This window comes from Hephaestia mangrovi (assembly GCF_019880555.1).
GTDB classification, from domain to species: domain Bacteria; phylum Pseudomonadota; class Alphaproteobacteria; order Sphingomonadales; family Sphingomonadaceae; genus Sphingomonas; species Sphingomonas mangrovi.
Genome location: NZ_JAINVU010000005.1, coordinates 22283 through 47405 on the forward strand (window position 1 = coordinate 22283; position 25123 = coordinate 47405).

The window sequence follows — 25123 nt, forward strand, 5'->3', positions numbered from 1 at the left end:
TGCGCTCCCGCGGACGGAAAAACATTGTTCGCGTTGACATGAAGGTTTGTCCGTAATGACCAGACGCCCATGCTACCTTCAGGGCGGCGTCTGCTCGGTCAGTAGCGTGGTCGCGACCGCCACGCGCGTGCTGTCGGATTTGTACTGGCGACGGTAGTCAGACGGAGTCATGCCTGAAAAGCCGATGAAGCTGCGCGTGAAGCTGCCGGGTTCGACGAAGCCCAGCTTGTAGCCGACGACGGTGACCGGGATGTCGGTGGCCAGCAGAAAGGCGCCGGCCAGTTCGCCGCGCAGCCGCACGCGGATTTGCTGGAACGATGCGCCTTCGCGCGCCAGATCGCGGCGCAGGCGACGGGGATTGGTGCGCAAGCGGTGAGCGACCTCTTCGATCGGCGGCGACCAATCCCCGCAGCGCTGCGCCTGACGTAGCATTTGCTCAGTGCGGCCGCGCCAGGTCAGGTCGCCGCTCGGCAGCGCGAACCAATCGGGCGCACCGGCATTATAGGCCTCGTATTCGGCGAGGCTGCCGTGAACCAGGCTGCTGTGGAGGTCATTGCGATCATAGACCAAGGCGTCGATCGGCGCGCCGAACTCGATCGGGCAATGGAACAGCGCGAAGCGCTCGAACCCGTTGGGTTGTACGGGCCGCGCGCCGCGCACGAAGATGCGACGCAGGTTTAGCGAACGGCCGATCATCCAGCTGAACAAATGGTAGATCCACACGAACCGGAACCAGACGAAAATGTCGCGGTCGAGCCCGGCGATCGTATGGTAGGTGCAGACGTGCATCACGCCGTCGTTGCCGTCTTCGACCAACCGCGGCCCGATGTCGCTGGACAGCGCCTGGGTGAAGCGGATGCTGACGCGCAGCGCCTCGCCCATCGTGCTACAATGGAGGTAGGATCGCGTGCGCTCCGTCTCGAGCGCCATCCGGCAACCTTCGTGGAAAAAGCCAATAAAGGCATCGTCGAGGGCGATCTGGATTTGTTGGACAAGGCGGAAATAGGAACGGCCGTCGATCGCCATGCCGACGTTGCCGTAAATGGAAGGATCGATGCCGGCCCTTTCGAGCAGCTCAGCGGGATCGCAGCCCTTGAGTACCGCGCCGCCCATCAGCGCTGCGACCGCCTCGCCGTCCAACCCACGCGCGATTGACGGCAGGATCGGTATCGACGCTCCCCGCGGCATTGCCGCCGTCCGGGCATCTATGACACTCATCGCCTCTCCTCCAGCGCCTGTGACGCCGTTTCGCGCAGGATAGCGCCAGCCAAACCGTAAGGGAACCGGCGTGGTCACATCGGACAAATCATGCGGTCAAACGGGACATGGCATTCGGTCGTCGGGAAAAGGCTAATCAAGATTATTCGGTGTAAGACAGCGCCGCAAAAATGATGTCAGGAGATGGAATGAGAGGCACGGTGCGCAATCGGCGCGACACTGCCCGTGCGGCGGCAGCGGCTCGTCTGGGCGGGTTGCTGTGACCAGCGTTATGCCTGCCGCGCGTGCCGACGACACGACCAGCGCGGCGCGGCGCGTGCCGCTGTCGTTCGCACTCAAGACGCAGTATGGCATCGGCGAGATCAGCAACGGCATGGTCGGCGCTGGCTTCGGCTTTTTCCTGCTGTTCTATCTCACCGCGGTCTGCGGCATGTCCGGCACCGTCGCCGGTTCGGCCACGCTGATCGCAACGCTGGTCGACGCCGTTGCCGATCCCGCGATCGGGCTGGCCAGCGATCGGGTAAACACGCGCTGGGGCCGACGTCTGCCGTTCATGGTAGTCAGCATCGTGCCCTTCGCCATCGCGTTCGGGGTGCTGTTCTCGATGCCCGCAGCGCTGACCGGCAGCGCCCAGTTCCTCTATGTCACAATCTGTCTGATCGTCCTGCGGCTGGCGCTCTCGGCGTTCGTGCTGCCCTTCACTGCGGTCGGCGCCGAGATTACCGACGATTATCGCGAACGGGCAAGCGTGGTCGCCTTTCGCCTGACCTTCCAGAATGCGGGTGTTCTGGCCTGCGTGGTGCTCGGTCTCGGCGTGTTCATGGCGGGGCCGAACGGGCTCTTGTCGCGCGCCGCCTACGTACCGTTTGCCTGGACCGCGGCAGCCGTGATTGCGGTCAGTGGCGCGATTGCGATCATCGCAGTACGCCGCGCGCTTCCCCGGCTGCACGCCCCCGCCGTCGAACGCACGCCGTTCGTCGCCGGGTTCGCGCGCGAGATGGTCGAGCTGTCGCGCAATCGCTCGTTCCTGGTGCTCTTCGGAACGGTGATGGTCTATTTCCTCGCCTATTCGGCCTATGCGGCGCTGGCGCTCTATGCGACCAAATATTTCTGGAAGCTCGATACGTTCGCGATCCAGCTGATCCTGCTGGCCGCTTCGCTGGGGCCGTTGATCGGGGTGCCGATCAGCAGCTTCGCGCTGAAGCGGATGGAAAAGCGCACGCTTGCGATCATCGCCTATTTCGCCATCGCGCTGTTCCAGATCTGGCCGCCACTGGTGCAGCTCTACGCGCCGATCACGCTGTCGCCGTTCACCGCGGCGGTGGTGCTGTTCGCCAACAGCCTGTGCGTCGGCACCGCGATCATGGTCTGCGGCGTCGCCTTCCAGTCGATGCTCGCCGATACCGCCGACGAGCACGAATGGCTGTTCGGCGTGCGCCGTGAGGGGCTGTTCTTTTCCGGCCTGATCCTCTCGTATAAGGCGGCTTCGGGCGTCGGCGGCCTGATCGCCGGCGTCGCGCTCGATACGATCGGTTTTCCCACCGATCTCGCAGTGCGGGGGCCAGGCTATGTCGTCCCGGCCGAGGTGATTCACCGGTTAGGGCTGATCTCGGGGCCGCTGCCCGCAGCCCTCGTCGCCGTCGCGCCGCTGTTCCTGTTCGGCTACCGGCTCACGCGCAAGCGCCATGGCGAGATCATCGCGCTGCTCGAACAGCGCCACGCCGACCGCACGGAGCCGGCACTTCTGCTCGCGGACGTCGGCACGTCTGCCGCCGTTTCCTGACGCCGGTGGCGTACGACACGCGGACGATCGATGCCGGAAGCGGCGTCACGATCAGCATCCGTACCGTCGGCACCGGCCGCCCGGTCTTGTTGATCCCGTCGATGGGGCGCAGCGTCAACGATTACAATGCGATTACCGAACTGCTGGCGGCGCAAGGCCATCGCGTCATCCTGCCGGAGCCGCGCGGCATCGACGGATCGTCCGGGCCGCCGCCGCACGACCTGTTCGATCTCGCGCGCGATAACGCTGCGGTGCTAGCGGCACTCGATCTCGGGCCGGTTGATGTCGTCGGCCACGCCTTCGGCAATCGCGTCGCGCGGGCGCTGGCGGCGATCGAGCCGGATCGCATCGGGCGTGTCGTGCTGCTCGCGGGCGGTGGCCAGACGGTGATGAGCGAGGCCGTGCGCGCCGCGCTGATGGGAGCGGTCGCGGACGGCATCAAGCCCGATAGCGAGCGGCTAGCGGACTTGAAGACGGCCTTCTTCTTCCCCGGCAACGATCCCTCCGTATGGCTACGGGGCTGGTATCCGGAGGTGGCCGATTGGCAACTCGCCTCCAGCGAGCGCACCGATACCGCGCGCTGGTGGACGGCGGGACGTGCGCCGGTGCTGCTGGTACAGGCGGAGGGTGATCCGATCGCGCCCGCCGGCAATGCCGACGCGCTCTCCGCCGCGATCGGTGACCGCCTCACGCTGGTCCGCCTGCGCTGCGCAAGCCACGCTATCCTGCCCGAACAGCCGCAGGCGGTCGCGGCACTGCTCGGCGATTATCTCTCCGGGCAGAGCGACGCGCGTACGTTGCAGAACCTGTCCGATTCTTTGATCGTGTGACGTAACGGGTCAGCTCGCTCCGCTGAGCCAGCCGCGCCGCCCGCGGCCGCCACCCAGTCCAGCAGCGACGCGCTGCTTGAGCAGCGCCGGCGGGCGGAAGCGTTCGCCATAAGCCTCTTGGAGGATCGACTGCACCTGCAGGCATAGATCGGCGGAAACCAAGTCCATCAGCGCGAACGGCCCGATCGGATGGCCCAGCCCGAGGCGGCATGCCGTATCGAGATCCTCAGGGCTTGCGACGCCTTCCTCGACCAGCCGCACCGCCTCGATCATCATCGCGTGCAGCATGCGGTTGACCGCAAACCCGGCAACGTCCTTGATGACGATCGGCGTCTTGCCGATGTCTCGCATGAGCTCGATGGTCGACGCAATCACGCGCCTGTCGGTGTCGAATCCGGGGATCACCTCGACGAGCGGCATCCGCGACACCGGCGAGAAATAGTGCGTACCGATGAAACAGGCCCGGCGCGCTTCGGCAAGCGTGCCAGCGAGCGTCGAGATCGGGATCGTCGAGGTGTTGGATGCGATGACGCAGTGCTCCGCGCACGCCGCGTCCAACGCCTGCAATACCGCCGTCTTCACCTCGATCGCCTCGAACACCGCTTCAGTGACGAGGTCGCACGCACCAAAATCCGCTAGATCGGTCGTCGTCCGAATATGCCCCATCGCTGCGTCCGCCTGCTCGCGCGCGTAGTTGCCGCGCTCGACGCCCTTGTGCAGCACCGCTTCGATCCGTTTGATGCCGCGGTCGAGCGCCGCTGCGTCACGATCGTGGAGGATGACCTCGTAGCCACCGAGCGCGAACACCAGCGCGATTTCCGCACCCATCAGCCCCGCGCCGACGACTCCCGCCTTTTTGCCTTCGACCATCATTTGCTCGCTTCCTCGGCCGGTTGCTGCAGCCAGACCGCAGCCTGAGCGCAATACCAGGGCACCACCTCGGGATTTTCGATCCCGTCGGGGTTGATCACCTTGGCGACGGGCCAGCCTTGAAACAGGCGCTTGATCGGAATTTCCTGCTTCTTGCCTGACAGGGTGCGCGGGATCGCCGGCGCCGCGACGAACCGATCGGGAACGAAACGCGGCGACAGCGTCTTGCGGATCGCGGCGGCCATGGCGGTCCGCAGCGCGTCGTCCAACATGCGCCCTTCGGCGGCGACGACGAACATGATGAGCGCGCTGCCGCCATTGCCGTCCTCGAGGTCGATGACGAGGCTGTCGACAACCTCGGGCAGGCTCTCGACCGCAGCGTAGATATCGGCCGTGCCCATGCGCAGTCCGTGCCGGTTGATCGTCGCGTCGCTACGGCCGGCGATCGTGCAACTGCCGTCGGCATCGATCTGCAGCCAGTCGCCGTGCCGCCATATGCCCGGCCACTCGCTGAAATAGGCGGCGCGATAACGGCTGCCGTCGTCGTCGCCCCAGAAATGAAGCGGCATCGAAGGAAACGGCTTCGTGCAGACCAGTTCGCCGACGCTGCCGGTCAACGGTTGGCCGTCCTCGCTCCATGCTTCCACTGCGGCACCAAGCGTACGGCATTGCAATCGGCCGGGGGTCGGCGGCAGCTCCCGGTTCCCCGACATGAACGCCGCGACGATGTCGGTGCCCCCGGAGACGTTGCACCACCAGATGTCGGGACGGCCGATCGCGGCGAACTGATCCGTCCCCCAGCGCTGCACCTCGCCCGGCAACGGCGAACCGGTGCTGCCCAGCGCTCGTAGCGCGCTCAGATCGCCGGCATCGCCGATCGCCACCCCAGCCTTGCGGCATCCGCTGTAGAAGGCAGCGCCTGAGCCGAACCAGGTAACCCGGTGTCGTGCGGCGAACCGCCAAAGCGTCAGCCAGTCGGGCCGAGCCTTGGTGCCGCTCGGGCTGCCGTCGAACAGGCAGATGGTGGTGCCCGACAGCAACCCGCCGACCTGGTTGTTCCACATCACCCAGCCGGTGGCGGTAAACCAGTGAAAGCGCTCGCCCACCGTATCGCCGATGTAGCTCGGGCCGAGGTCGAAGTGCATGTTGGTCACGCACCCCGTCAGCACGACCCCGCCGTGCCCGTGGACGATCGCCTTCGGCAACCCGGTGGTACCGCTTGAATAGAGGATCCACAGCGGGTGATCGAACGGCAGCCATTCGGGCTCGAAGCCGGCAACGGCGTCGTCGTCGCGCGCCTGCGCGGCGGCGAAATCGAGCGCCTCGTCGAGCGACCCATCGGCGTGGCCGCTGTGAACGACGATGAGCGCCTCGACGCTTGGCAGCCCGCGGCGCATCTCGGCGACCGCAGCCGATCGATCCATCCGTTTGCCGGCGTAGAGCACGCCGTCGACAGCGATCAGCACCTTGGGCGTGACCTGCCGGAAGCGATCGAGCACCGCCGGCGTCCCCATGTCGGGCGAACACATCGTCCAGATCGCGCCGATGCTCGCGCACGCTAGGAAGGCAACAACGGCCTCGGGAACGTTGGGCAGATACGCTGCCACCCGGTCGCCGCGTCCAACACCGAGCCGACGCAGTTCGAGCGCGAGCGACGCACTGCGCTGCCGGAGCTCGCGCCAGCCGATTTCGCGTACGCTGCCGTTTTCATCGTCGGCGACAATTGCCGGCTGGCCAGCGGCATCGGCCTCGGCAACATGGCGAAAGACGTGCCGCGCATAATTGACCTGAACGCCCTCGAACCAGGCAGCGTTCGGCATCTTGCCGCTCACGATGGAACGCGGAGCAATCGTCGATTCCAGCGCATGATAATCCCAGATCGTGCGCCAGAACTCCGCCAGGTCGTCGGTCGACCACGCCCACATCGAGGCATAAGTGTCGAAGGCGATGCCGCGTTGCTGGCGCAGCCAATCATTGTACCGCGTTAATTGAGGAACGATGCCGGTCATGTATGAACTCGCATGGCACAGCTTCCGACGGGCGCGACCGCGCCGATCGGTGCTAAGGGCCCGTGATCGGGCGACCTGCGACGTCGCCGGCGGAGAAACATCGTCGCAAGTTGCTCCGTCACCGCTCAGAAGTTTACCGTGAACGTCGCGCCGTACATGCGAGGCATGCCGATCGTCCCGTTCACCGACGGCGTCACGCCGGGTGAGACGGTCCCTTCGCTGATGTAGCGCGTGTCGAAGGCGTTGCGCACCCAGCCCGACAGCGACCAGCCTTCCCGCGACGATCCTATCCCCAGCGAGGCGTTCAGCAGTCCGTATCTGTCCTGCGCGTTGAGCGCATTGTTGTAGATGTCGAAGAAGACTCTGCTCTGCCACTTGTAATCGGCGTGCGCGGTGATCTGGAGCGTGCTTGAGATCGGGAAGACGTACTGCGCCGAGGTATTGAACTGCCACGTCGGCGCCTGCGGCAGCGTGTTGTCCTGCAGGTCCTCCGCGCCTGCCGGCAGCGGCTCGCCGTCGGCCGTTGCGCCGACACACGCGGGGTCGGTCACGGTTCCGGTGTAGAGAGGATTGTTGTTACAGAACTTCCCGAACTTGGCGTCGAGCCGGGTCACCGCACCGGTGAGCAACAGCCCCTTTAACGGCGCCGCCTGCGCCTCGAATTCGACACCCTTGATCGTCGCGCTCGACGCGTTCTCGACGCGCGGGTAGCGGACATCCGATCCCTCGAGGCCGATGCGGAAGACCGTTTGCTGCAGGTTGGTATAGTCGGCATAGAAGCCGGTCAGCCCGAACCGCAGCCGCTTGTCGAACATCGACGCCTTGAGGCCAACCTCGTAGTTCCAGACATATTCGGGATTGAACCGGTTGACCGGCTGCGTGATGTCACCAAGCGTGTTGAAGCCGCCCGATTTGAAGCCACGCGAGACGCTCGCGTAAACCAACGAGTTGCTGTTGGGCGTGTAATCAAGAACGAAGCGCGGTGTGAAAGCACCCCAACTGCTCTTGTCCGCCAGGATCGTGTGGAAGGTGAGGACGGTCGCGTCCATCACGTAGGATTTCTCGTCGCGGGTGTAGCGACCGCCGATCGTCGCGCGGAGGCGGCTGGTCAGGTTGTAGCGGAACTGCGCGTAGCCGGCATAGGAGTTCAGCTTCTCTGTGGGAAGATAGACCAGATAGTCGGGAATCGTCTCCAGCGACAGATAAAGCGGCTCGTCTGACGTGGAATGGATGTAGATCGCACCCGCGGTCAGGTCAGCGTGAGAACCGATGTTGGTGAAGTAGGTGAGCTCTTCGCTGACCTGCTTGGTCGAGATGCCGATCAGGTTGAAGAAGGACGTCGGCGCCGGGGTGAGATCGACGTCGAGGTTCTTCAACTTCATGTCATAATCGATATAGCCCGTCGTCGAGGTAAGCGACGACCCGCTACCCCAATGGTAAGAGGCGGCCAGCGTGGTGCGCAGGTTGTTGACGAGCCTGTCGTTGGGCTCGTTCATGTAGACCGTCAGATCCTGGATGTTGTTCTGCGGATAGGGATAGCCGGCAACCTGTGTCGGCGTCGGCAGCGTCGGATCAGCGCGGCCGAGAATGACGTTGAATTCCGGATTGTCGTTGTTGTGCGCATAATCGACCAGTGCGCGGACGCTGAAGGTGTCGCTGGGCTTGTACAGCAATTGCCCCCGCACTTCCTGGAAGTTGCTATTGTCATAGCGCGTATCGTTGTAGCCGTTCTTCAGCCAGCCATCGGCGCGATCGGTCTGGAAGGAGAAGCGACCGAACAGCGTACTGCTGAGTGGAGCGTTGACATAGCCGTTGACGCCTAGACGGTCATAATCGCCGATGTTGAACGAAATAGCGCCGTCCGTCGTGTCGGTAGGCGGATTGCTGTACACGTTGATCGCGCCGCCCGTGGCGTTGCGGCCCTGGAAGGTGCCCTGCGGCCCGCGCAGTACCTCAACCCGCTCGACGTCCAGGAAAGCGGAGTTCATCATGAACTGATTGACCAGCGGAACACCGTCGAGCGAGACGGTGACGCCCGATTGGCTTCCGATATCCTGTCCCGCCTGCCCGATACCGCGCAGTGCGATGAAATTGTTTGTGGAGCGCTGGCCGAACTGAAGACTGGGCGCGAGTTGGGTAAGGTCGCCGACGGTTTTGACCCCCGATTTCTCGAGCGTGCTGCCAGACAGTGCGGTGATCGCGATCGGTACGTTCTGCAAGCCTTCGGGATGTTTCTCGGCAGTCACGATGATATCGGCGATGCCGCCGTTCTGGGTTGTGTCGGTCGCACCGTTTGTCTGTTCGGTAGCGGCAGACTGGCCGCGGGCGGTTGGCTGGCTGGCCGACGGCGCAGCGCTAGGCACGCTCTGCGCGGCAGCGCTGTCCTGCGCCTGCGCTGCGGCGGGAAACAGACATGCTCCCGATAGCGCGGTAGCGCCAAGGAGCAGAACGCGCATCTGACGGCTGATTGGATTGCCTTTCATCATCATCCCTCTCCCTTTTTGCAGCATTGGATGCAGCGGAGGTCTTCGCCACCGTCGGCGTGAAATCATCGCATCTTCCAGTTCGAAACAATGGCGGGTTTGACACCGCGTTTTGTCCGCACTGACCAACTTTGCGGCCGAAAGTTGCGCCGCCTGCGCACAGGCGGCATCAAGCGCGCCACGCCCGCCGAAGGTCAAAGCGGGGGCGCCCTTAGCTGCATACGATTGGAAAAAGGATGCCCGGCAAGACTGTCACGAACACGCTGCGATCGGACCATGTTCCAGGCGAGGTGCCGATCATCATTTACCTGCCGCATGAGCACGACCGCGGCAGCGCAGAGTCCTTTCCGCTCCTGCTTTTGCTTCATGGCGGGAATGGCAGCGAACAGGATTTGCTGCGCTTCGTCCCGCTGATCGACAGGTCGATCGAACACGGGATATTGCCGCCGTTGGTGGTCGTAATGCCGGGTGCGCGTCGCTCGCTTTACATGGATTATCGCGACGGAAGCGAACGGTGGGAGACTTTCCTGCTGGAAGAACTCCTCCCAAAGATCCGTCGCGACCTAAAGGTTTCCAACGTGCGAGAAAGAACGTTCATCGGCGGCTGGTCGATGGGTGGGCTCGGCAGCCTGCGGCTCGCCTTCAAGCATCCTGAAATCTTCGGCGCGGTGGCCGCAATCGAACCCGCCATCGAGCCCGCGCTTGCCTGGGTCGATATCGGCCGGCGGGTCAAGTTCTGGCGACCGGACACGTTCATGGAGACGATCTTCGGCGCGCCGGTCGACCAGAATTACTGGGCCGCCAATAATCCCGCCACCATCGTGAAATCCGATTCAGCTCGTTTGTTCGACCTCGGCATATACCTCGAGGTAGGCGATCAGGACATGTTGTATCTTCATGAAGGCGTCGAGTTCCTGCACCGCATCCTGTTCGACGCCGGCATCGGTCACGATTATCGGTTGGTACATGGCGCCGAGCACGTCGGGCCATCGCTGGAGCCGCGCATCGCTGACGCGTTGGCGTTCATTGGCAGACAGATCGATCCTCCGAACTGGGTCGATGGACGCGTCACCGATCAACGTTCATTGATGGACGAGCACAAGCGCAGGATCGGACTCGCCGTCGAATCCCTCGATGCCCGGCGGATTCGCGGCAAACCTTGATGATGTCCGATGCGCCTGATGCTCGCTGTTAGGCGTCAACAAGCGCGCCGCTGTGTGCGGCCGGTCTTGACCGAACACCGCTGCAGCTATCCCGCAACATGTTTTTGAGCTTTGCCCGGAACAAGCAGATGACAGCCATTGGGCGCGTTCCCGGTGATCCGCCTCGGCGCGATCGTCAGCTTGTGCTGATATCCGACATTCGTCGGAAATGATGTGGACGACTGGCTTTGGTCGGCACAAGCCGCACTGCCACTCGTGCGCATCTTCATCGGCAAGCGTTCTTCAGATGGCCAATGTGGCCAAAGGAGGACGATCATGGACATGCCTGAAACAGAATTCACCGCCACCAAGCGCCCGGTCTGGAATGCCGGAAGAACCGTGGGTGCAAAGCGGGCTCTGAAACCGAAGCAGATTTGGGAGATCCGTTTCTACCTCAACCAGCGCCGTCGCCTACGAGATCGTGCATTGTTCGATCTGGCGATCGACAGCAAGCTTCGGGGCTGCGACCTCGTGCAGATGAAGATCGGCGACCTTGTCAGCGGAGGCCAGATCCGAACGCGGGCGATCGTGATGCAGCAGAAAACGGGACGCCCTGTTCAGTTTGAGCTGCTGCCGGACGCCCGGGCCAGCTTGCTGGCCTGGCTCGAGCGGCGTGGCGGCACGGTCGACGACTATGTGTTCCCAAGCCGCGTTGATCATAGTGGGCACCTGAGCACACGGCAGTATGCTCGGCTTGTCGATGAATGGGTGACTGGTGTCGGTCTGATGCGGAGTGAGTATGGCACGCACTCACTTCGCCGAACGAAGGCATCGATCATCTACAGGGCCACCGGCAACCTTCGTGCCGTCCAGATCCTTCTCGGCCATAGCAAGATCGAGAACACGGTGCGTTATCTTGGGATCGACGTGGAAGACGCACTTGCGCTTGCCGAGAACACCGAGATCTGAACCTGCTGGCGCCCGTGCCCTGGGGCGTGCCGGGCACGGACGCTGGGACGAATCCGTCATTGGGTGGTGATAAGTTGAACATCCGCTATCGCCAGAAGCCGACATTCAGCGGTCGCTTCTACCTACGCAGGTACGAAGCGAGCCGCGCATCAATTCGAAGCCTCTGGCCCAAGCAACAGCCGCATCGTACGAAAATCGAACGTGTAGCTGCCCCTGGCCGTCAATGCGGACTGTCCAAGATTGCCAAGAACGGGCGCCGTCTTGTCGCCCTCTAACGTCACGGCCACGTCTCGTTCGACGACTGTCGCCACCCCTGCCGTGATCGTCAGTCGAGTTTCGATTGCCACATCGCCTTCGGTGCCGCCACCCAATCCCAATGTCGTGTCTCGCTTCCTCGACCAAAATTGTGCGCGATCGGCGAAGCGGCTAGCATAGCTCGCATGGAGGCTGCTTCGGTTTGCCCCCGTGTCGATGCTCACCAAGCCCTTGCGCCCCGCGATCTCCACTTCGGCCACAGGGGTCAGCTGCTTCATGTAGAGCGTCGCTCCCGATCTGAGCAACGGCCCCGCTCGATCGATCGCAAACGTGCCGTCGGCATCGATCCTGAATCGACCTAGCTGCCCGAGCGCAGGGCAGCCGAGTATCGCCTCGATCTGATAGTCGCCTAGCGGAGACCGGATGAACAATGCGCTGTCCGGTACGACGATCACGACTAGATTTCGAAGGGTCACACCGCCAACCGGAAGGCTGTGTATGACAGCAATTCGTGTTGCGACCGAATGGCCGGTCAATCCCACCGCGCGTGCGCCGGTATCGCGAACCGCCAATCGCATACGTCGGGCCGCGCTCTCGGTTACAACGGAAAGGTTGGCACCTGTATCGATATTCCACGAGAGCGTGACGCCGCGCACCGTCAGATCGACATTCTGCGTGCCCAGCACATTGCGGTAACTGTGCAAGGTCGCGGAGCTGCTGCCTGTCGCCTTGGGTCTGGACACGTCGCGCAACACCGCCGCCATTCCGAGCGCCTCACGCAGATCGGCAAGCTCGTCGGGATCGACGGGCTCGCCATGGGCCGCGAGCCACCGCACGATCAACGCATGTTCCTTCCTGTACGCGCCCTGCCGGGCGTAGGAGTCGAGCAGCGCCTCGAATGCTGCATGTGCCCGGGGAGAATGGGTCTGTTCCAATATCGCCAAGCACCGCGGGAGTGATTTCGACACTTCGTCGAGATGGTTGTCGCGGGTGGCGATGATCCCCTCCACCGCGCAGCGCTCGGCGCCCTTCGGCATCGCCTGCGCCAGTATCCGCGCCTCGGCCATGTCCCAACGCGCAAGCGCGGCGTCGACCGGGAGCAGGTTCTCGGCTGGCGAGGCGGCATTGGGGGGCGTCGCGGCGGCAGCCGCCACGGCAAGAATGGTATGCATCACCATGCCGTGGCCTCCCGATTCCAGTCCGATCACGCTGCAACGACCTTGGCGCGGCGACGCACGTCGCTGATCGTCAGCGAGGCCGCCGAGACCAGAAAGTAGAAGGCGCCGAATGCCGCATAGGGTGCGATGTCGGCAATGCTGACCGGGGCGGCGCCCGCCGCCTTGCTGAGCATGTGTGCGCCGGCCAGGCCGGACTGGGCACCGCTCAGGATCATCGCCCATTGCGCGCCATAGGATTTCCAGCGCCGCACGCCGGTGAGGAGCTGGAACAGGCCGGAGAGGACCGCCCACACGCCGAAGATCTGGAGGACCGCGTGCATGCCGTGCGGCAGGGTCACGCCGACGGCGACGGCAGTCACGATGCTGACGAGGAAGTTGAGCATTTGGCTCTTGTTCCGCGTCAGGCCGCCGCTCCGGCGGGCGTCGAGATAGTTGGCCAGCGCGTCCCAGGCCGGATAGGCGACAAGCATCACCGCGGCCAATGGCGGCATGGTCCTGGCAACGGCGAAGGCGAGGACGACCCAGATCGCGGAGAAAGCGAAGCGCAGGTAATAATAGGTCTTGAGCCAGTCGCGGTCCGGGGACTTCGCGTCGGTAATGGTCTTCATGGCGTGGTTCCTTTCTGTGATGCAGGCGCCCCCCTCCGCCCGGCAAGCCGGGTGGGTCGATCGTCGGCGGTGGAGACAATGTGCGGCGGGTGATCGGCCGCGGGTGATGGTTAGAGGCGGAAGCGTTGCGGCAGGCACCATCGCGCCACGGCCGCCACGGCGGTGCACCCGACGCTGTACCAGACCACCACGTAGAGGGGGTCGTTGAACGGACAGCAGAACGCGAAGACAAACGCACCGCAGGCCCCGGCGGCGATGCCGCTCGCGAGAGCGCTCAGCCGGGGCTGGGTCGGCGCCGCCCGGCGCATAAGGGCGCCGAGCAATGCGAGGATCGGCAGCGAGAGCACGAAGATGGAGGTCGCGCACCGCATGCCGCTCATCGGGTTGATACGATCGAGCAGCCCCAGCTCGCCCATGCCCGCGGGCGTGACGAACGCACCGCCGACAATGGCCAGCACCGCGAACGCGCAGGCGAGCATCAGCCCTTGCCGTGGTCGTGCCGTCGGCGAAAAGGATCGGACCGCCAGCATGCAGGCAGCCAAGGCGAGAAGGCCGAGGCTCGCCACCCGCCACATCAGATGCGGCGCCCAACCCATATGATGCATGTCGGCACGCATCAGCCCCGTAGCCGGGGCAAGGGCGAGTTCCACCGCGCAAAGCGCGAGGAGCAGCAGGCCTTCGCGGACCATGCTGCGCCGCCTGACCGGCGCGAGGTCGGATGACAGGTCGAGGATCAGGGCTTCATTCGACATCGGGGGTCTTCTCGATCAATGCCGTCAGGCGGGCGAGCCCGCGGTGGATGTTCATCTTCACGGCCGACGGGGAAAGGCCGGTCTGGGCGGAAGCTTCGTCGACGCTATAGCCCTGCACCTTGACCAGCAGGATCGCCTGGGCCTGCGCCGGGCGGAGCTGATCGAGCAGGCTGGCGAGAACCGAGCTGCTCACCACCGCCGCCTCGTGATCGCCGGTGGCGATCGCGTCGGGCAGTTCGTCCGCCGAACGGCGCGCCAGGCTGCGCAGCTGGTCCACCCATTTGTTCTTGGCGATCGCCGCGAGCCAGGGAGCGAAGGGATAGCGCGGATCATAGGTATGGCGCCGCCGATGGATCGCGAGCAGGGTTTCCTGGACGGCATCGTCGACCTCCCCGGGCGGCAGCCGCCGCTCGAAATAGCGCGTCAGCCATTCGGACGTCTCTCCCAGCAGTCGCCGATACGCGCCGCCATGCCCGTTCTGGGCCGCCTGCATCAGGCCGCTCCAGCTGTCGGGCGCCATGCGGGAGGGCCGCGCGGGCGCGGACTGCGGCGCGCCCGAGGGCGGCCTTGAGATGAGTCTCGAAAAAAAGTCCGGGCGCATGAATCCTATTCGCTCGCGATACGATCCCGGTCACTCTGCGTCGAACTTTTCTGCCGGAGGGTGTACCCCGCCCCGGCAACGCGTAAGGACAGGCCATGGAGTGGAGCGACGTCCGTATCTTCCTGGCCGTGGTGCGCGCCGGCACGCTGGGCGGCGCGGCGCGCGCGCTGCGCCTCAGCCATCCCACCATCGGCCGGCGGCTGCGCGCGCTCGAGGCGGCGACCGGCCAGACGCTGTTCCAGCGCACGGCTGAAGGGCTCATCCTCACCGAGGAGGGGAGCGCGATCGTGTCGCTGGCCGAGCAGATGGAAGAAGGCGCACTGGCGATGGAGCGCCGGCTTGCCGGGCAGGAGCAGAATCTGCCCGGCTGCCTGCGCATCTCCTCGGCCGACTGGTTCGGTGCCTATGTGCTGCCCCCGATCGTCGCCGACTATACGCGCGCCCATCCGGACGTCGATGTAGAGATCCTGACGGGCACGCGCCTGTTCAGCCTTGCGCAGCGCGAGGCGGACATCGCCTTCCGGATCGTGCCATTCGACACCTCCGACATCGTCCAGCGGCGGCTGGCCCGGCTGCGCTACGGCGTCTACATCGCCGAGGGTGCGCCCGAGCCAATGTTCGGCGACGGCACCGGCTTCCGGCTGATCACCCATGATACCTCCACGGGCCATTTTCCCGACATCGCTTGGCTGCTGGAAAGCTTCCCCAAGGCGACGACGGTGATGCGATCGAACAACCGGAACGTGCAGGCGCGCATGTGCAAACAGGGGATCGGCATCGCCGTCCTCCCCCGCGCCATCGGCGGGCAGACCCCGGGGCTCCGCCTGCTCGACCTGCCGGAGGCGCCGCCGAGCCGGGACATCTGGATGGGCTATCATCGCGATCTGAAGCATCTGCAGCGTCTCCGCGCGTTCATCGCGGTGCTGGACGAGCACCTGCGGGAGGTCGGGTCGGGCTAGCCAACAGGACGAACGACTTTTCCCGGTAGGAGAGATCCTTGATCCACCGGAGCCCCAGCTTTTCGGCAAGCTTCAGCGAGGGAAGGTTGACCGGCTCGACCAGGCAGGCGACGCGATCATGGGGCGTGGCCTGTGCCAGCCAGCGCAGAAGGCCGGTCATTGCCTCGAACGCCAAACCCCGCCCGCAGACGTCGGACGCGAAGAGCCACGAGGCTTCGGGCACGCTGTCGAGCACGGGATCGACACCCCGTCGGAAGAAGCCCGCACCGACTTCGCCTATGACGCGGCCGCCGGCCCGTTCGACGACCGCGAGCGTGCCGAAGCCGAAGAGGCTCCAATGGCCCGCGCAGCGTAGCACCCTTGTCCAGGCGCCTTCCTCGGAGTCGGGGAGATTGCCGATGAACCTGCGCACGTCGGGATCAGCCGACAGCGCCAGGATCGCAGGAACGTCGCCGGGTTCATAGGGACGCAGGAGGAGCCGTTCGGTGCCGATCATAGGGGGCCTGGAAGAAGTGAGCCAACGGCCTCAGCTGCCGCGCAAGCAGGTGTGGACGAAGCGGACGAGTTCGCCGCTCAGCTCCAGATCCTCCGGCGTGCCGCCCAGGAAGCCGCCATGCGGCATCGCCTCGAAGACATGAAGTTCGGCAAGAACACCGGCACGCCGCAGCGCGCGATGCATGCGCACGGTGTTGGAGAGGAACAGATCGCGGGTGCCGGATTGGAGCAGCGTGGGCGGCAATCCAGTCAGCTCGCCGAACAGCGGGGAGAGCGCGGGATCGGAAAGGTCTGCGCCGTCGGCATAGAGCAGGTTCGCCGCGCGCAGCGGTAAGGGCAGCATTAGGTCCACCAGACGGTTCACTGCGAAACTGTCTCCGGACTCGGTCAGGTCCACCTCGGGGGATAACAGCACCAGCCCGGCCGGCATGGGAAGCCCCGCCTCCCGCGCCCGCAGCAGCATGGCAACGGCGAGGTTGCCTCCTGCGGACCTGCCGCCGATCACCACGTCCGAAGGCTTGTGACGCTCCAGCACATGGACATAGGCCGCCAGCGTATCCTCCAGTGCGGCAGGATAAGGATGCTCGGGCGGCGTGCGATAGTCTACGCCGTAGCAGCGCAGGCCGTGCAGGTCCGCCTGGATCTGCGCGCCGACCCGGCACGCCTCGCCCCCGCCAAATACCAGCGCGCCACCGTGCAGATCGAGATACGCTCCCGCGGCGCTGGTCGCGGTCTCGGGCGTGGCGATGTGGACGGGCGCTTCGCCGACCCGGACGGTCTCGACGCTGGCGCGCACGCTGCCCGCACGACCCTTGATGCCGGCGGCATAGTGCTCATCCACCGCCGCCTTCATCCGGACCCAGCCATCACGATCCTCGAGACCCGGCATCGGGTGCTTGGCATTGATCGCCACGCCGTCGGCATCGACGAGACGGTCCAGTACGGCGCGCGCTTCCGCACTGATCGAGCGGGGGGCGGGAAGCACGCCGGCGGGCAACCGCACACCGAAGCTTTGTTCATCCATGAGCGGCGGCCTCCTTGGGGTTCTGTTTGCGAGGAGGACGCGGGTCGCTCCTCTGCATTATTTAATCTTCGTCCTGCCACCTGCGCAGGTCGGTCTGGTCATGATAGCCCATGCGATCCGGCGTGGTGATGAACTCCATGGTCGTGCCCCAGGGCATGCGGCAATAGCAGACCTTGTTTCCGGGACCTTTTTCGGTCGCATAGGGAATGGCACGCGGCGCCGTCAGGGGGGTGCCGCCCGCCTTCTCGAAGCGTGCGACCGATGCATCGATATCATCGGTGTAGAGCGCGAAATGAGTGATGCCGAAATCGCTCGCGCGGATCGGCTGGGCCTGTTCGGGCCCCTGCATTTCGAAGAGCTCGATATCGGGTCCGGTGCCGATCTTGACCATTGCCTGCGCGCGAACGACCGTTCCAGGGAAGGCGCCCACGGCGCGCTCGAACTCCGCCCCCTGCCGCAGCGGATCCTGCGGGCCGAACGACTGGTAGATCAGCTGGGCGCCAAAGGCCTCCGCCAGGAAGGCTTTGGCGGCTTCGATGTCGGGCACCGTGATGCCGATATGATTGACGCCGCGAATGACGGGTGCGGTCATGACGTTCTCCTTCGTTGCTGGTTCGATTGCGCGCCGGGATGCGCGCGGGCGCCGGTTCATCCGACCTTGAGGAAGTCGATCAGCGCGGCTGCGACTTCTTCCGGCCGCTCGTCCGCGACATAATGGCTGCACCGCGCGATCGCGCCGCCGGTCACCTTGGTGGCGAACTCCTCGAGCATCGGCACCATCCGCGCACCGAAGCGCTGGTCTCCGCCGAGGCCGAGCACCGGCATCTCAAGCGGCCGCTCCTTGTACGCGAGCGCGGCTTCGTGGTCGGCGTCGAGCGTGCGATACCACTCCATGCCGCCCCGGGTGCGGCCGGGAAGCGCCATCGCTCTCGCGTAGATCTCGATGTCCGCCGGATCGAAGCTGCTGTGGTCGTAGAAGCGCTCGGCCATGAAGGTCGCAATATAGTCCTGTTCCCGGCCGTGAAGCAGGCGTTCCGGCAGGTCCCGGTTGGCATGGAAGCCGAAATGCCAGAGGCCTGCGATGGTCGCCTTCCACTGGGTCCAGCCGGGAAGCGGCACATCGAGGACCGCCAGATGGGTGACAGCGTCTCGGTAGAGGGCGGCCTGCGCCAATGCGACCATGCCGCCGATATCGTGCCCGCACACGGCGTAGCGTGCGTGGCCAAGGGCATTCATGACCCCGTGCGCATCCCGCGCCATCGTCGCCTTGTCATAGCCGCCCTGCGGGCAGTCGGAAAATCCCGCGCCGCGCAGATCGATGGCCACCACGCTGAAATGGTCGGCGAGCAGCGGCATCACATGGTGCCATTCCCACCAGGTCTCCGGCCAGCCGTGGAGCAGCAGGATCGGAGGGCCAGAGCCGCCGGTGACGGCGTTGATCTTGATGCCGTTCGCCGGCACCAGTTGTTGGGCAAAGCCCGGCAGTGCAGCGATCACGATCGCTCTCCCATACGATAGGATGTTCAAGCGGGGCGCTGGCCCCGCGCTCAGGCGGGATCGAAATCGGTGGCGATCGTGATGTCGCGCCAGGCGTCGATGTCGCGGCGGAAGGCGGCAAGCTTCCGCTCGGCGATTGCGTGCGCCGCAGGGCCGAGCGGCAGGTGGAGCGGCGCGTCCGCGGCGTCGACCGCCTGCAGGATCACGGTGACCGCCTTGTCCGGATCGCCCGCCTGGTTGCCGTTGCCCTTGTCGCGATACTGCTTGCGCGAGCTCGCGGCATATTCGGGCATTTCGTTGGCCGCCATGGCGATAGACCGGCCCAGGAAATCGGTGCGGAACGGCCCGGGTTCGACGATGAGCACGCGAATGCCCAGCGGCTTCAGTTCGCCGGCGAGCGCCTCGGAAATCCCTTCCACCGCGAATTTGGCGGCATGATAATAGCCCCCGCCGCCCCGGCCCTCGATCCCCGCGCCGGACGACATGCTGACGATCATTCCTCCCGAGCGCCGCAGGACCGGCAGCGCGGCTCTGGTGGTTTCGATCAGCCCGAACACGTTGACCTCGAACATCGGCCGATATTCCTCGGGCGTGGCTTCCTCGATCGCGCCGAACAGCGCGTAACCCGCATTATTCACGAGCACGTCGAACCCGCCAAAGGTGCCGACCGCTTGCGCGACGACTGCCTTGGCCGCCGCCGGATCGGTCACGTCCAGCGGCAGGGTGAGCATCCGGCCATCGAACGGCTCGGCCATATGCGCGATCGTTTCGACGTTGCGCGCCGTAGCGATGACCCGGTCGCCGCGCCGTGCCGCGGCGAGGGCGAGCCGCTGGCCGAAGCCGCTCGAGCAGCCGGTGATGAGCCAGGTTTTCATGACATACGCTCCACTGGTTTTCAGACGATGACGGCACGCCGCTCAGAGCGGCTGCAGGACGCTGCGCTGGGGTTGGACGGCGGTGACGATGGCGACGTCCGCCATGACCCGAGCCGTCTCCGGCGCCTGGAGCGCCGCTTCCATGGCCGCCATGTCTCCGAAGTTGACGACGCCCACGGCGATCAGCCCGGCACCGTCCGCTTGCGGGAAGAAGCCAGCCGCACTGATGAGACCATAGGGACCCCAACTTTCCCGCACGAGCGGGAAGTGCACGTTGATCCAATGATCGCGGTCGAACGGCGTATGCACATCACCCGCATAGGTCACCAGCATCGTGATCATCCTCGAGTCCTTGTTCGCGAGCGCCCGAACCTCCCGCGGCAATCTGCTACCGCCTCGAGTTCGATCGGCTCCTTTCCAACGATGACGGCAATTTAGATGCTTGAATTTGTTCTTGAACGGCCAGTATTGCACGCTTGCCGTTCAGATTTGTGCGGGTGGTCTGAAGGCGCGGGCCGCCGGCCTTTGCAGTCTGATGTCTGCCCATCTCCGGGAGCGCAAATCCTTCAGGCCGGTCGTATGCCACCATTGATGCCGAGCATTGCCCGTACACTATCGTTCTCCGGTGCCAGCGGTGCGAGCGACAGGATTCGGCGGAAGCTGCCGTTGGAAGCGCGACTGCCCAGCGACGCATTTTGGTCGAATGCCGCCGGCTCCGGAAGCCACCTCAGCCGCGTCCGCAGGCGCCGACAGAGCGGTCGTTTCCAGTCCAGATCAGGGCCGTTATAACCTGCCGTAAATTCAACTTCGCATAGTATCACGCGGTCGCGACCCAGCCACGGAAACTGAAGGCGGCATAGAAAAGAGCGATCTCGCGGAACCCCGCTTGTTCGAGCAACGCCTCTTCCTCGGCCGCCGAGAGGATCGGCAACTGCTTGCCCATCATTTGCGCGGAACGGGATGCTCCGGCGACATCTTGCACGCCCCGATCCGCAAACAGGACCGAACGGGCGAGCCAGTCCTGCGGTTCGCTTCCCTGCGGATAGCTGTGATGAGCAACGATAAGCCGCGCGCCAGGCTTCATGCGGCGGCGAATGTCCCGCAACACCGCCAACCTTTCTTCCCGCTCAAGGAAGTGCAGCGTCAGCAGACAGGCCGCGCCGTTGAACGGGCCTTGCGGTGCCGCCTCCATATAGCCCTCCCGGAGGTCGACACGAGTCAGGAGCGGCCCGAGAATTTCCCGCGCCAGATCGAGCATTTCCGCCGAGGGGTCGACACCGACCAACCGCCAGCCGGGCTGCGCTTCGGTGAATGCCTTGAGTTCCAGACCGCCCCCGGCACCATAGACGAGGATATCAGCGTCCCGCGGCGCGCGCTCCGCCAGCAGGAGCACGGCCATGCGATGGAGATCGGCATAACCAGGCACCTTGCGCGGCGTATCTTCGGCGTAGCGGGCAACAGCGGCCGCATCGGTAAAGGGACGCAGCGTGTCCATCGTTCAACCGAAGACGAGCGCGCGGTGCGCCGATGTACCTGCCGTGACGCCGTCGGCGACGGCCCAACTGACGCTGTGAGGCGCACGAGCGATATCGCCGGCTGCATATAGGCCCGGAACCGTTGTCAGCTTGTCACCATCAGTGTGGATGATCGGCCCCATCGGACCGTCGTCGATCCGGGCACCGAGTTGTTCTGCAACCGGACTGTTCAGGCACGAGCGCGGCGCTATGTAGAGCGCGGAGACAGCGCTGCTCCTGCCGTCAGCCAATTCGACCGCGGACAGGTCCGTTCCTTCTCCTGCCAATCCCAGAACGGGAGGCGGCTCGATCCTGACACCGCACGCATAAAGCTGAGCGGCCTCATCCCCGGACAGTTCCGCTCCGTTCAGATAGAGCGTCGTCGGCCCCCATTCGGTGATCAACTGGGCCTGATGGATAGACATAGGCGTGCGGTAGAGCACCCCCAACTGCTGGCCGCCGAACTCGAAACCGTGACAATAAGGGCAGTGCAGGACGGTCTTCCCCCATCGCTCCTGCAAACCCGGAAGATCGGGCAGTTCGTCGCGTAGACCAAAAGCCAAAATCAACTTGCGCGCCGTGATTTCCTCTCCACTCGAGAGAGTGACCGCAAAGCCATCCTCAATGGCCCGCGCCTCGCTCGCCCGTGCATCCGTCAACTCGACGCTCTCATAGGCCTGAAGCTGCGCGCGCGCTGTCGCAAGAATCTCAGCGGGGTTGCTGCCGTCCTGCCCCAGGAAACCATGCGAGGCCTCCGCGAACCGATTACGCGGCTTGCCGGTATCGAGAACCCGGACACTGCGGCGCGCCCGCACCAGATAGGTCGCGGCCGCAAGGCCCGCAAAGCCGCCGCCTACGATGATAGCATCATGCTGCATGCGAGGTCTCCAGCGTGATTGCGCCGCCGCGTTCGGTGAGGCGCGCGTGAAAATCGGCGTTCAATTGCGCCAGGGTGATTTCGCCGAACCGGCGCAGCAGCAAGGTCTCGGCGTCGTCGAAGGCCTGCCCCAGCGCAGCATTGACGGCCCGTTCGACCAGACAGCCAGGCGCATCGGTGCGATTGCCCATGGCCAGTATCTCCGGTCGCCCCAGTGCGTTGTAGATGTCGCGCATCGTGACGGCCTCAAGATCGCAAGCGATCGTCCAACCGCCGCCATGCCCTTTTTCGGAACGCACGAAGCCCTGCTCGCGCAGTCCGGCCATGATGCGGCGGATCACGACCGGGTTGGTATCCATCGCGCGGGCCAGCGTTTCGGATGTCTTAGGGCCGGACTGTTCCGCCATGTGCAGCAGCACATGGAGCACGCCCGACAATCGGATATCTCTTCTCATGTAACTTTACATGATACGTGATAACCGTAATGTCAACGGCGGTCCGTTTCGATGCGAATCTGCTACCTTATATCTGCAAGGGGTGGGGTAGATCGCCAACATTGCTGACGCTCGGGGGTCGAAGCGAGGTTCCCCATACCGGTCATTCGTTCATCGCATTTTCCGACTACCGAAATGGCTTAGTTCGGGGCGGCTTGCTGATCGTCCGGCTTACAACGACGGAAGTCGGAAAGCTGTCGATTGCCTGCCGCCAAACAACTCAAGCGTTCCCTCGCTAGCAAGTTATTGACGTTACCTACAATGCTGGCCGGATGCTTGGGGCACGCGCACCATACAGAACTGACCCGAACTGCCGCAGCCCCTCGTCGAGCTTGCAGCAAGACATATGCTCCTCCTCGCGGAAGGCAGCTAGTGATTTGCCTGTCTGGGATGAGACTGGCTCGCGATCCATGCCGTCACGTGACGCCGTAATTCATTCAACGGCACCACACCTTCTTCCAGGACAACCTGATTGAACGCCTTCAGATCGAACCGCTTGCCGAGTTGGCGCTCCGCCTCGTCGCGCAGGGCAAAGATCACCAGAGCACCGCTGTCATAAGCCGTCAGTTGCCCGGGCATCACCGCGATCCGATCGACTTCGGCGTCAGCCGATTTTCGGGTGAAGCGTCCCGTCGACATCAGATATTTGATCGCCTGCGCGCGCGTCCAGTGGAAGGTATGGAGACCTGGATCGACGACCATGCCTCTCGCCGGCCAGATGCGTCGCAGGATTGCTGCGTTCGGTGTATCATAGATTCCGGCCTCCTCGGCCATGCCTTCGGCATAGCGCGCCCAGCCTTCCTGGTAGGCGGCGTTCGAGATCAATTTCGACAAGCGAGTGGCGGGACTGATCTCGCGCGCGAAGGCGATCTGGAGATGATGGCCGGGAAGGCTCTCATGCGCCACGACAATTTCCGCTTCCGCCCGCGTCTCGCTAGCCCAGTTGCCGAGTTCGATCCTGTATATCGCAGGCTTCGTCGTATCGGGCTGGATGTCGAGGTGAGAGGAAACCCCGGCTGCTTCTTCGAAGGCGCGCTCGGGCTCGACGACCACATCCTGCTTCGGCAACTGGCCGATCAGCGATGCGGCCGTCTTCGACTTGGCGCGCGCAAGAAAATGCCGCGAGAAAGCGAGCAGCTCATCTCTTGATTTGAAATGCTCGCCGGGCGCGGCCTTCACTCGGCTCAACGTTGTCGGAATATCGGAAGTCCCGTAGAGTTCGCGACCCAGGCGCAAGACCTTCGCACTGTTCGCGGCAACGGTCTGTTGTCCAAGCGCGAAAACCTCCCCAGGTGAACGGTTGAGTGTCGTTTCCGCGCGCAGGAAGGCGCGATAGCAAGCCGGTCCATTGGGAAGGTCGGATATCGCGACGCCGACACGCGCGCGTGGCAAATAGGTCAGCTTCAGGAATTGGCCGTAGCGCTTCAACGCGGGATCGATGCGTTCGACAATCAGTTGCCGGAAAGCTGCCTTGAACTCGGCGTCGTTCGAGCGTGCCGCGGGAGAGAAGAAGGGTGATTTCTCCGGCACGCCGGTCGCAAGGCCATTCATCTGCCGAATGACGCGCCTGACGACAGACTTCGGCGCTGTATAGCCTTGGTCGAGGCCACGCTTCAGATTGGCGATCTCGACATCGACATAGGTGGGCAGGCTGGCCCAGCGCCGAAGTGCCTGCGCGCGTTGGTCGGGGGTATCGATCGGTTGAGCGTCAGCAACGTCAGCGAACGTCGATTGCCAGCCATCGAAGTGATTGACGTTCCACAACTCTCTCTTGCAGACGCGCAATTGCAGGTCGCTCTCGAGCTTTTCGCGCAATCTCGCGTATGTCGGCATCGCGGCGGGCGGCAAGGTTGAAGCGTCCAGCTTCAGCAGTGCTTGCAGGTCTTCCCGCTCTTCCCGTGCGAACGACGCAATAGCCGCCGGTGTCCGGTCTTCAAATCGATCATGGACCGTCGTGGCCAAGCCCGCTTCGTAAGCAAGTGTCGGATCGTGGGCGAGATCCTGATCGACAAACCGGTTCGCGAGCGCATCCAGTTGTTGCGTCGGCGATTGCAAGTCCCTCGATGCGTTAGCCGATGCGGATGCCGCCAAAACGGCCAACAGGCTCGCATAGTGTGCGGGTTTGAACATCCAAACTCCCAATGCCTATCTCGCGTCAGCGCGGCCTTGCGATCCATCATTCGGCCTCAATGGACGCGCCTAACTCGGACAGTGCTCCGTTCTTGTGCCTCGCCCGTACCGACGCTGCGTTTCGGTGTCACCCCCCAGCACGTTATCGCGACAATGTGTCAACCATGCCTCGGAGAAAGCAGGCGCTCAGTGAAACACAATCCGCCTCTCATCCTCGGAGGTCGCTTATCTTCCCCAAGGGGCGTCGCCCGTTAAATCAAAGAGCGCAGTAAAATGCCCGTTGATGAAGAGGCCCGCTACGTCTGCTGCAGAATTCCATTACGAGAGTACAGATGCGTTTTCGGGCATTGCGTTGACTTTGCGCAGATCAAACGCCTTTACGTTTTGATGATTCTGATACGGTGTCAGATTGAGCAGATACATGAAGGACGAGTCGTCGTCCCGCTCGAACACGACGCCCTGCCTACCGCGATGATCCGCCGCGCGTTCATAGATATCAATCATGGACAGAACGTCGCGCGGTGGCCTGCTGCCGGGTTGATGGACGCCGAGATAGGCTA

At 64.1% G+C, this 25123-nt stretch carries 24 protein-coding genes; 5 read left to right on the top strand and 19 right to left on the bottom strand.

Annotated features, from left to right (window positions below):
- Positions 1 to 78: 78 nt before the first annotated feature.
- Positions 79 to 1218 (bottom strand): AraC family transcriptional regulator, encoded by a 1140-nt coding sequence (locus K7G81_RS12135; RefSeq protein ID WP_223031076.1) that lies wholly within the window; start codon positions 1216 to 1218, stop codon positions 79 to 81.
- Between the two features lie 259 nt (positions 1219 to 1477).
- On the opposite strand from K7G81_RS12135, the gene K7G81_RS12140 reads away from it, so the two are divergent.
- Together K7G81_RS12140 and K7G81_RS12145 are read left to right on the top strand one after the other, a co-directional pair.
- On the top strand, positions 1478 to 3001 hold the full coding sequence (locus tag K7G81_RS12140; RefSeq protein ID WP_223031077.1) for an MFS transporter: 1524 nt from the start codon (positions 1478 to 1480) through the stop codon (positions 2999 to 3001).
- A 5-nt stretch (positions 3002 to 3006) separates the two neighbouring features.
- The gene (locus K7G81_RS12145) at positions 3007 to 3831 is read left to right on the top strand and encodes an alpha/beta fold hydrolase (protein WP_223031078.1); all 825 of its coding nucleotides are present in this window, start codon (positions 3007 to 3009) and stop codon (positions 3829 to 3831) included.
- A 9-nt stretch (positions 3832 to 3840) separates the two neighbouring features.
- Here the strand turns inward: K7G81_RS12145 and K7G81_RS12150 are convergent, their stop codons facing one another.
- From K7G81_RS12150 to K7G81_RS12160, 3 genes are all read right to left on the bottom strand, one after another.
- Positions 3841 to 4704 (bottom strand): 3-hydroxyacyl-CoA dehydrogenase family protein, encoded by an 864-nt coding sequence (locus K7G81_RS12150; protein WP_223031079.1) that lies wholly within the window; start codon positions 4702 to 4704, stop codon positions 3841 to 3843.
- The gene (locus K7G81_RS12155) at positions 4701 to 6710 is read right to left on the bottom strand and encodes an acetoacetate--CoA ligase (RefSeq protein WP_223031080.1); all 2010 of its coding nucleotides are present in this window, start codon (positions 6708 to 6710) and stop codon (positions 4701 to 4703) included. The genes K7G81_RS12150 and K7G81_RS12155 overlap by 4 nt, the downstream gene beginning before the upstream one ends.
- Before the next feature lie 125 nt (positions 6711 to 6835).
- Positions 6836 to 9391 carry a TonB-dependent receptor gene (locus tag K7G81_RS12160; protein ID WP_223031081.1) on the bottom strand — a complete coding sequence of 852 codons (2556 nt, stop codon included), beginning with the start codon at positions 9389 to 9391 and terminating at the stop codon, positions 6836 to 6838.
- 38 nt (positions 9392 to 9429) lie between these two features.
- On the opposite strand from K7G81_RS12160, the gene K7G81_RS12165 reads away from it, so the two are divergent.
- Together K7G81_RS12165 and K7G81_RS12170 are read left to right on the top strand one after the other, a co-directional pair.
- Positions 9430 to 10356, top strand: a complete 927-nt coding sequence (locus K7G81_RS12165) for an alpha/beta hydrolase (protein ID WP_223031082.1) — start codon at positions 9430 to 9432, stop codon at positions 10354 to 10356.
- A gap of 315 nt (positions 10357 to 10671) precedes the next feature.
- On the top strand, positions 10672 to 11304 hold the full coding sequence (locus K7G81_RS12170) for a tyrosine-type recombinase/integrase (RefSeq protein ID WP_223031083.1): 633 nt from the start codon (positions 10672 to 10674) through the stop codon (positions 11302 to 11304).
- Positions 11305 to 11453: 149 nt separating this feature from the next.
- On the opposite strand, the gene K7G81_RS12175 is transcribed toward K7G81_RS12170, so the two are convergent.
- The 4 genes from K7G81_RS12175 to K7G81_RS12190 all read right to left on the bottom strand — a co-directional run bounded on the left by K7G81_RS12175 (position 11454) and on the right by K7G81_RS12190 (position 14617).
- Positions 11454 to 12737 (bottom strand): aspartyl protease family protein, encoded by a 1284-nt coding sequence (locus K7G81_RS12175; RefSeq protein WP_223031084.1) that lies wholly within the window; start codon positions 12735 to 12737, stop codon positions 11454 to 11456.
- 26 nt (positions 12738 to 12763) lie between these two features.
- Complete coding sequence (locus K7G81_RS12180; protein ID WP_223031085.1) at positions 12764 to 13345, bottom strand: DUF308 domain-containing protein; 582 nt, start codon at positions 13343 to 13345, stop codon at positions 12764 to 12766.
- Positions 13346 to 13455: 110 nt separating this feature from the next.
- The gene (locus K7G81_RS12185) at positions 13456 to 14097 is read right to left on the bottom strand and encodes an NrsF family protein (RefSeq protein ID WP_223031086.1); all 642 of its coding nucleotides are present in this window, start codon (positions 14095 to 14097) and stop codon (positions 13456 to 13458) included.
- The gene (locus K7G81_RS12190; RefSeq protein WP_255586988.1) at positions 14087 to 14617 is read right to left on the bottom strand and encodes a sigma-70 family RNA polymerase sigma factor; all 531 of its coding nucleotides are present in this window, start codon (positions 14615 to 14617) and stop codon (positions 14087 to 14089) included. Before K7G81_RS12190 ends, K7G81_RS12185 begins: the two co-directional genes overlap by 11 nt.
- Before the next feature lie 176 nt (positions 14618 to 14793).
- Here K7G81_RS12190 and K7G81_RS12195 point away from each other — a divergent pair, with 176 nt between their 5' ends.
- Positions 14794 to 15657 carry a LysR family transcriptional regulator gene (locus tag K7G81_RS12195; RefSeq protein WP_223031088.1) on the top strand — a complete coding sequence of 288 codons (864 nt, stop codon included), beginning with the start codon at positions 14794 to 14796 and terminating at the stop codon, positions 15655 to 15657.
- Here the strand turns inward: K7G81_RS12195 and K7G81_RS12200 are convergent.
- The 11 genes from K7G81_RS12200 to K7G81_RS12250 all read right to left on the bottom strand — a co-directional run bounded on the left by K7G81_RS12200 (position 15611) and on the right by K7G81_RS12250 (position 25067).
- Entirely contained in the window at positions 15611 to 16153 is a 543-nt protein-coding gene (locus tag K7G81_RS12200) for a GNAT family N-acetyltransferase (RefSeq protein ID WP_223031089.1), read from the bottom strand. The genes K7G81_RS12195 and K7G81_RS12200 overlap by 47 nt on opposite strands.
- A gap of 30 nt (positions 16154 to 16183) precedes the next feature.
- Positions 16184 to 17176, bottom strand: coding sequence for an alpha/beta hydrolase (locus tag K7G81_RS12205; protein ID WP_223031090.1), 993 nt, complete (start codon positions 17174 to 17176; stop codon positions 16184 to 16186).
- A 61-nt stretch (positions 17177 to 17237) separates the two neighbouring features.
- The gene (locus tag K7G81_RS12210) at positions 17238 to 17768 is read right to left on the bottom strand and encodes a VOC family protein (RefSeq protein WP_223031091.1); all 531 of its coding nucleotides are present in this window, start codon (positions 17766 to 17768) and stop codon (positions 17238 to 17240) included.
- 56 nt (positions 17769 to 17824) lie between these two features.
- Entirely contained in the window at positions 17825 to 18673 is an 849-nt protein-coding gene (locus tag K7G81_RS12215; RefSeq protein WP_223031092.1) for an alpha/beta fold hydrolase, read from the bottom strand.
- Between the two features lie 50 nt (positions 18674 to 18723).
- On the bottom strand, positions 18724 to 19548 hold the full coding sequence (locus tag K7G81_RS12220) for an oxidoreductase (protein ID WP_223031093.1): 825 nt from the start codon (positions 19546 to 19548) through the stop codon (positions 18724 to 18726).
- A gap of 42 nt (positions 19549 to 19590) precedes the next feature.
- Entirely contained in the window at positions 19591 to 19890 is a 300-nt protein-coding gene (locus tag K7G81_RS12225; RefSeq protein WP_223031094.1) for an EthD family reductase, read from the bottom strand.
- 475 nt (positions 19891 to 20365) lie between these two features.
- Positions 20366 to 21043 carry a class I SAM-dependent methyltransferase gene (locus K7G81_RS12230; RefSeq protein ID WP_223031095.1) on the bottom strand — a complete coding sequence of 226 codons (678 nt, stop codon included), beginning with the start codon at positions 21041 to 21043 and terminating at the stop codon, positions 20366 to 20368.
- A gap of 3 nt (positions 21044 to 21046) precedes the next feature.
- On the bottom strand, positions 21047 to 21940 hold the full coding sequence (locus K7G81_RS12235) for an NAD(P)/FAD-dependent oxidoreductase (protein WP_223031096.1): 894 nt from the start codon (positions 21938 to 21940) through the stop codon (positions 21047 to 21049).
- Positions 21930 to 22394, bottom strand: coding sequence for an Rrf2 family transcriptional regulator (locus K7G81_RS12240; RefSeq protein ID WP_223031097.1), 465 nt, complete (start codon positions 22392 to 22394; stop codon positions 21930 to 21932). Before K7G81_RS12240 ends, K7G81_RS12235 begins: the two co-directional genes overlap by 11 nt.
- 408 nt (positions 22395 to 22802) lie before the next feature.
- Complete coding sequence (locus tag K7G81_RS12245) at positions 22803 to 24563, bottom strand: DUF885 domain-containing protein (protein WP_223031098.1); 1761 nt, start codon at positions 24561 to 24563, stop codon at positions 22803 to 22805.
- Between the two features lie 318 nt (positions 24564 to 24881).
- Positions 24882 to 25067, bottom strand: coding sequence for a hypothetical protein (locus K7G81_RS12250; RefSeq protein ID WP_223031099.1), 186 nt, complete (start codon positions 25065 to 25067; stop codon positions 24882 to 24884).
- Between the last annotated feature and the right edge of the window lie 56 nt (positions 25068 to 25123).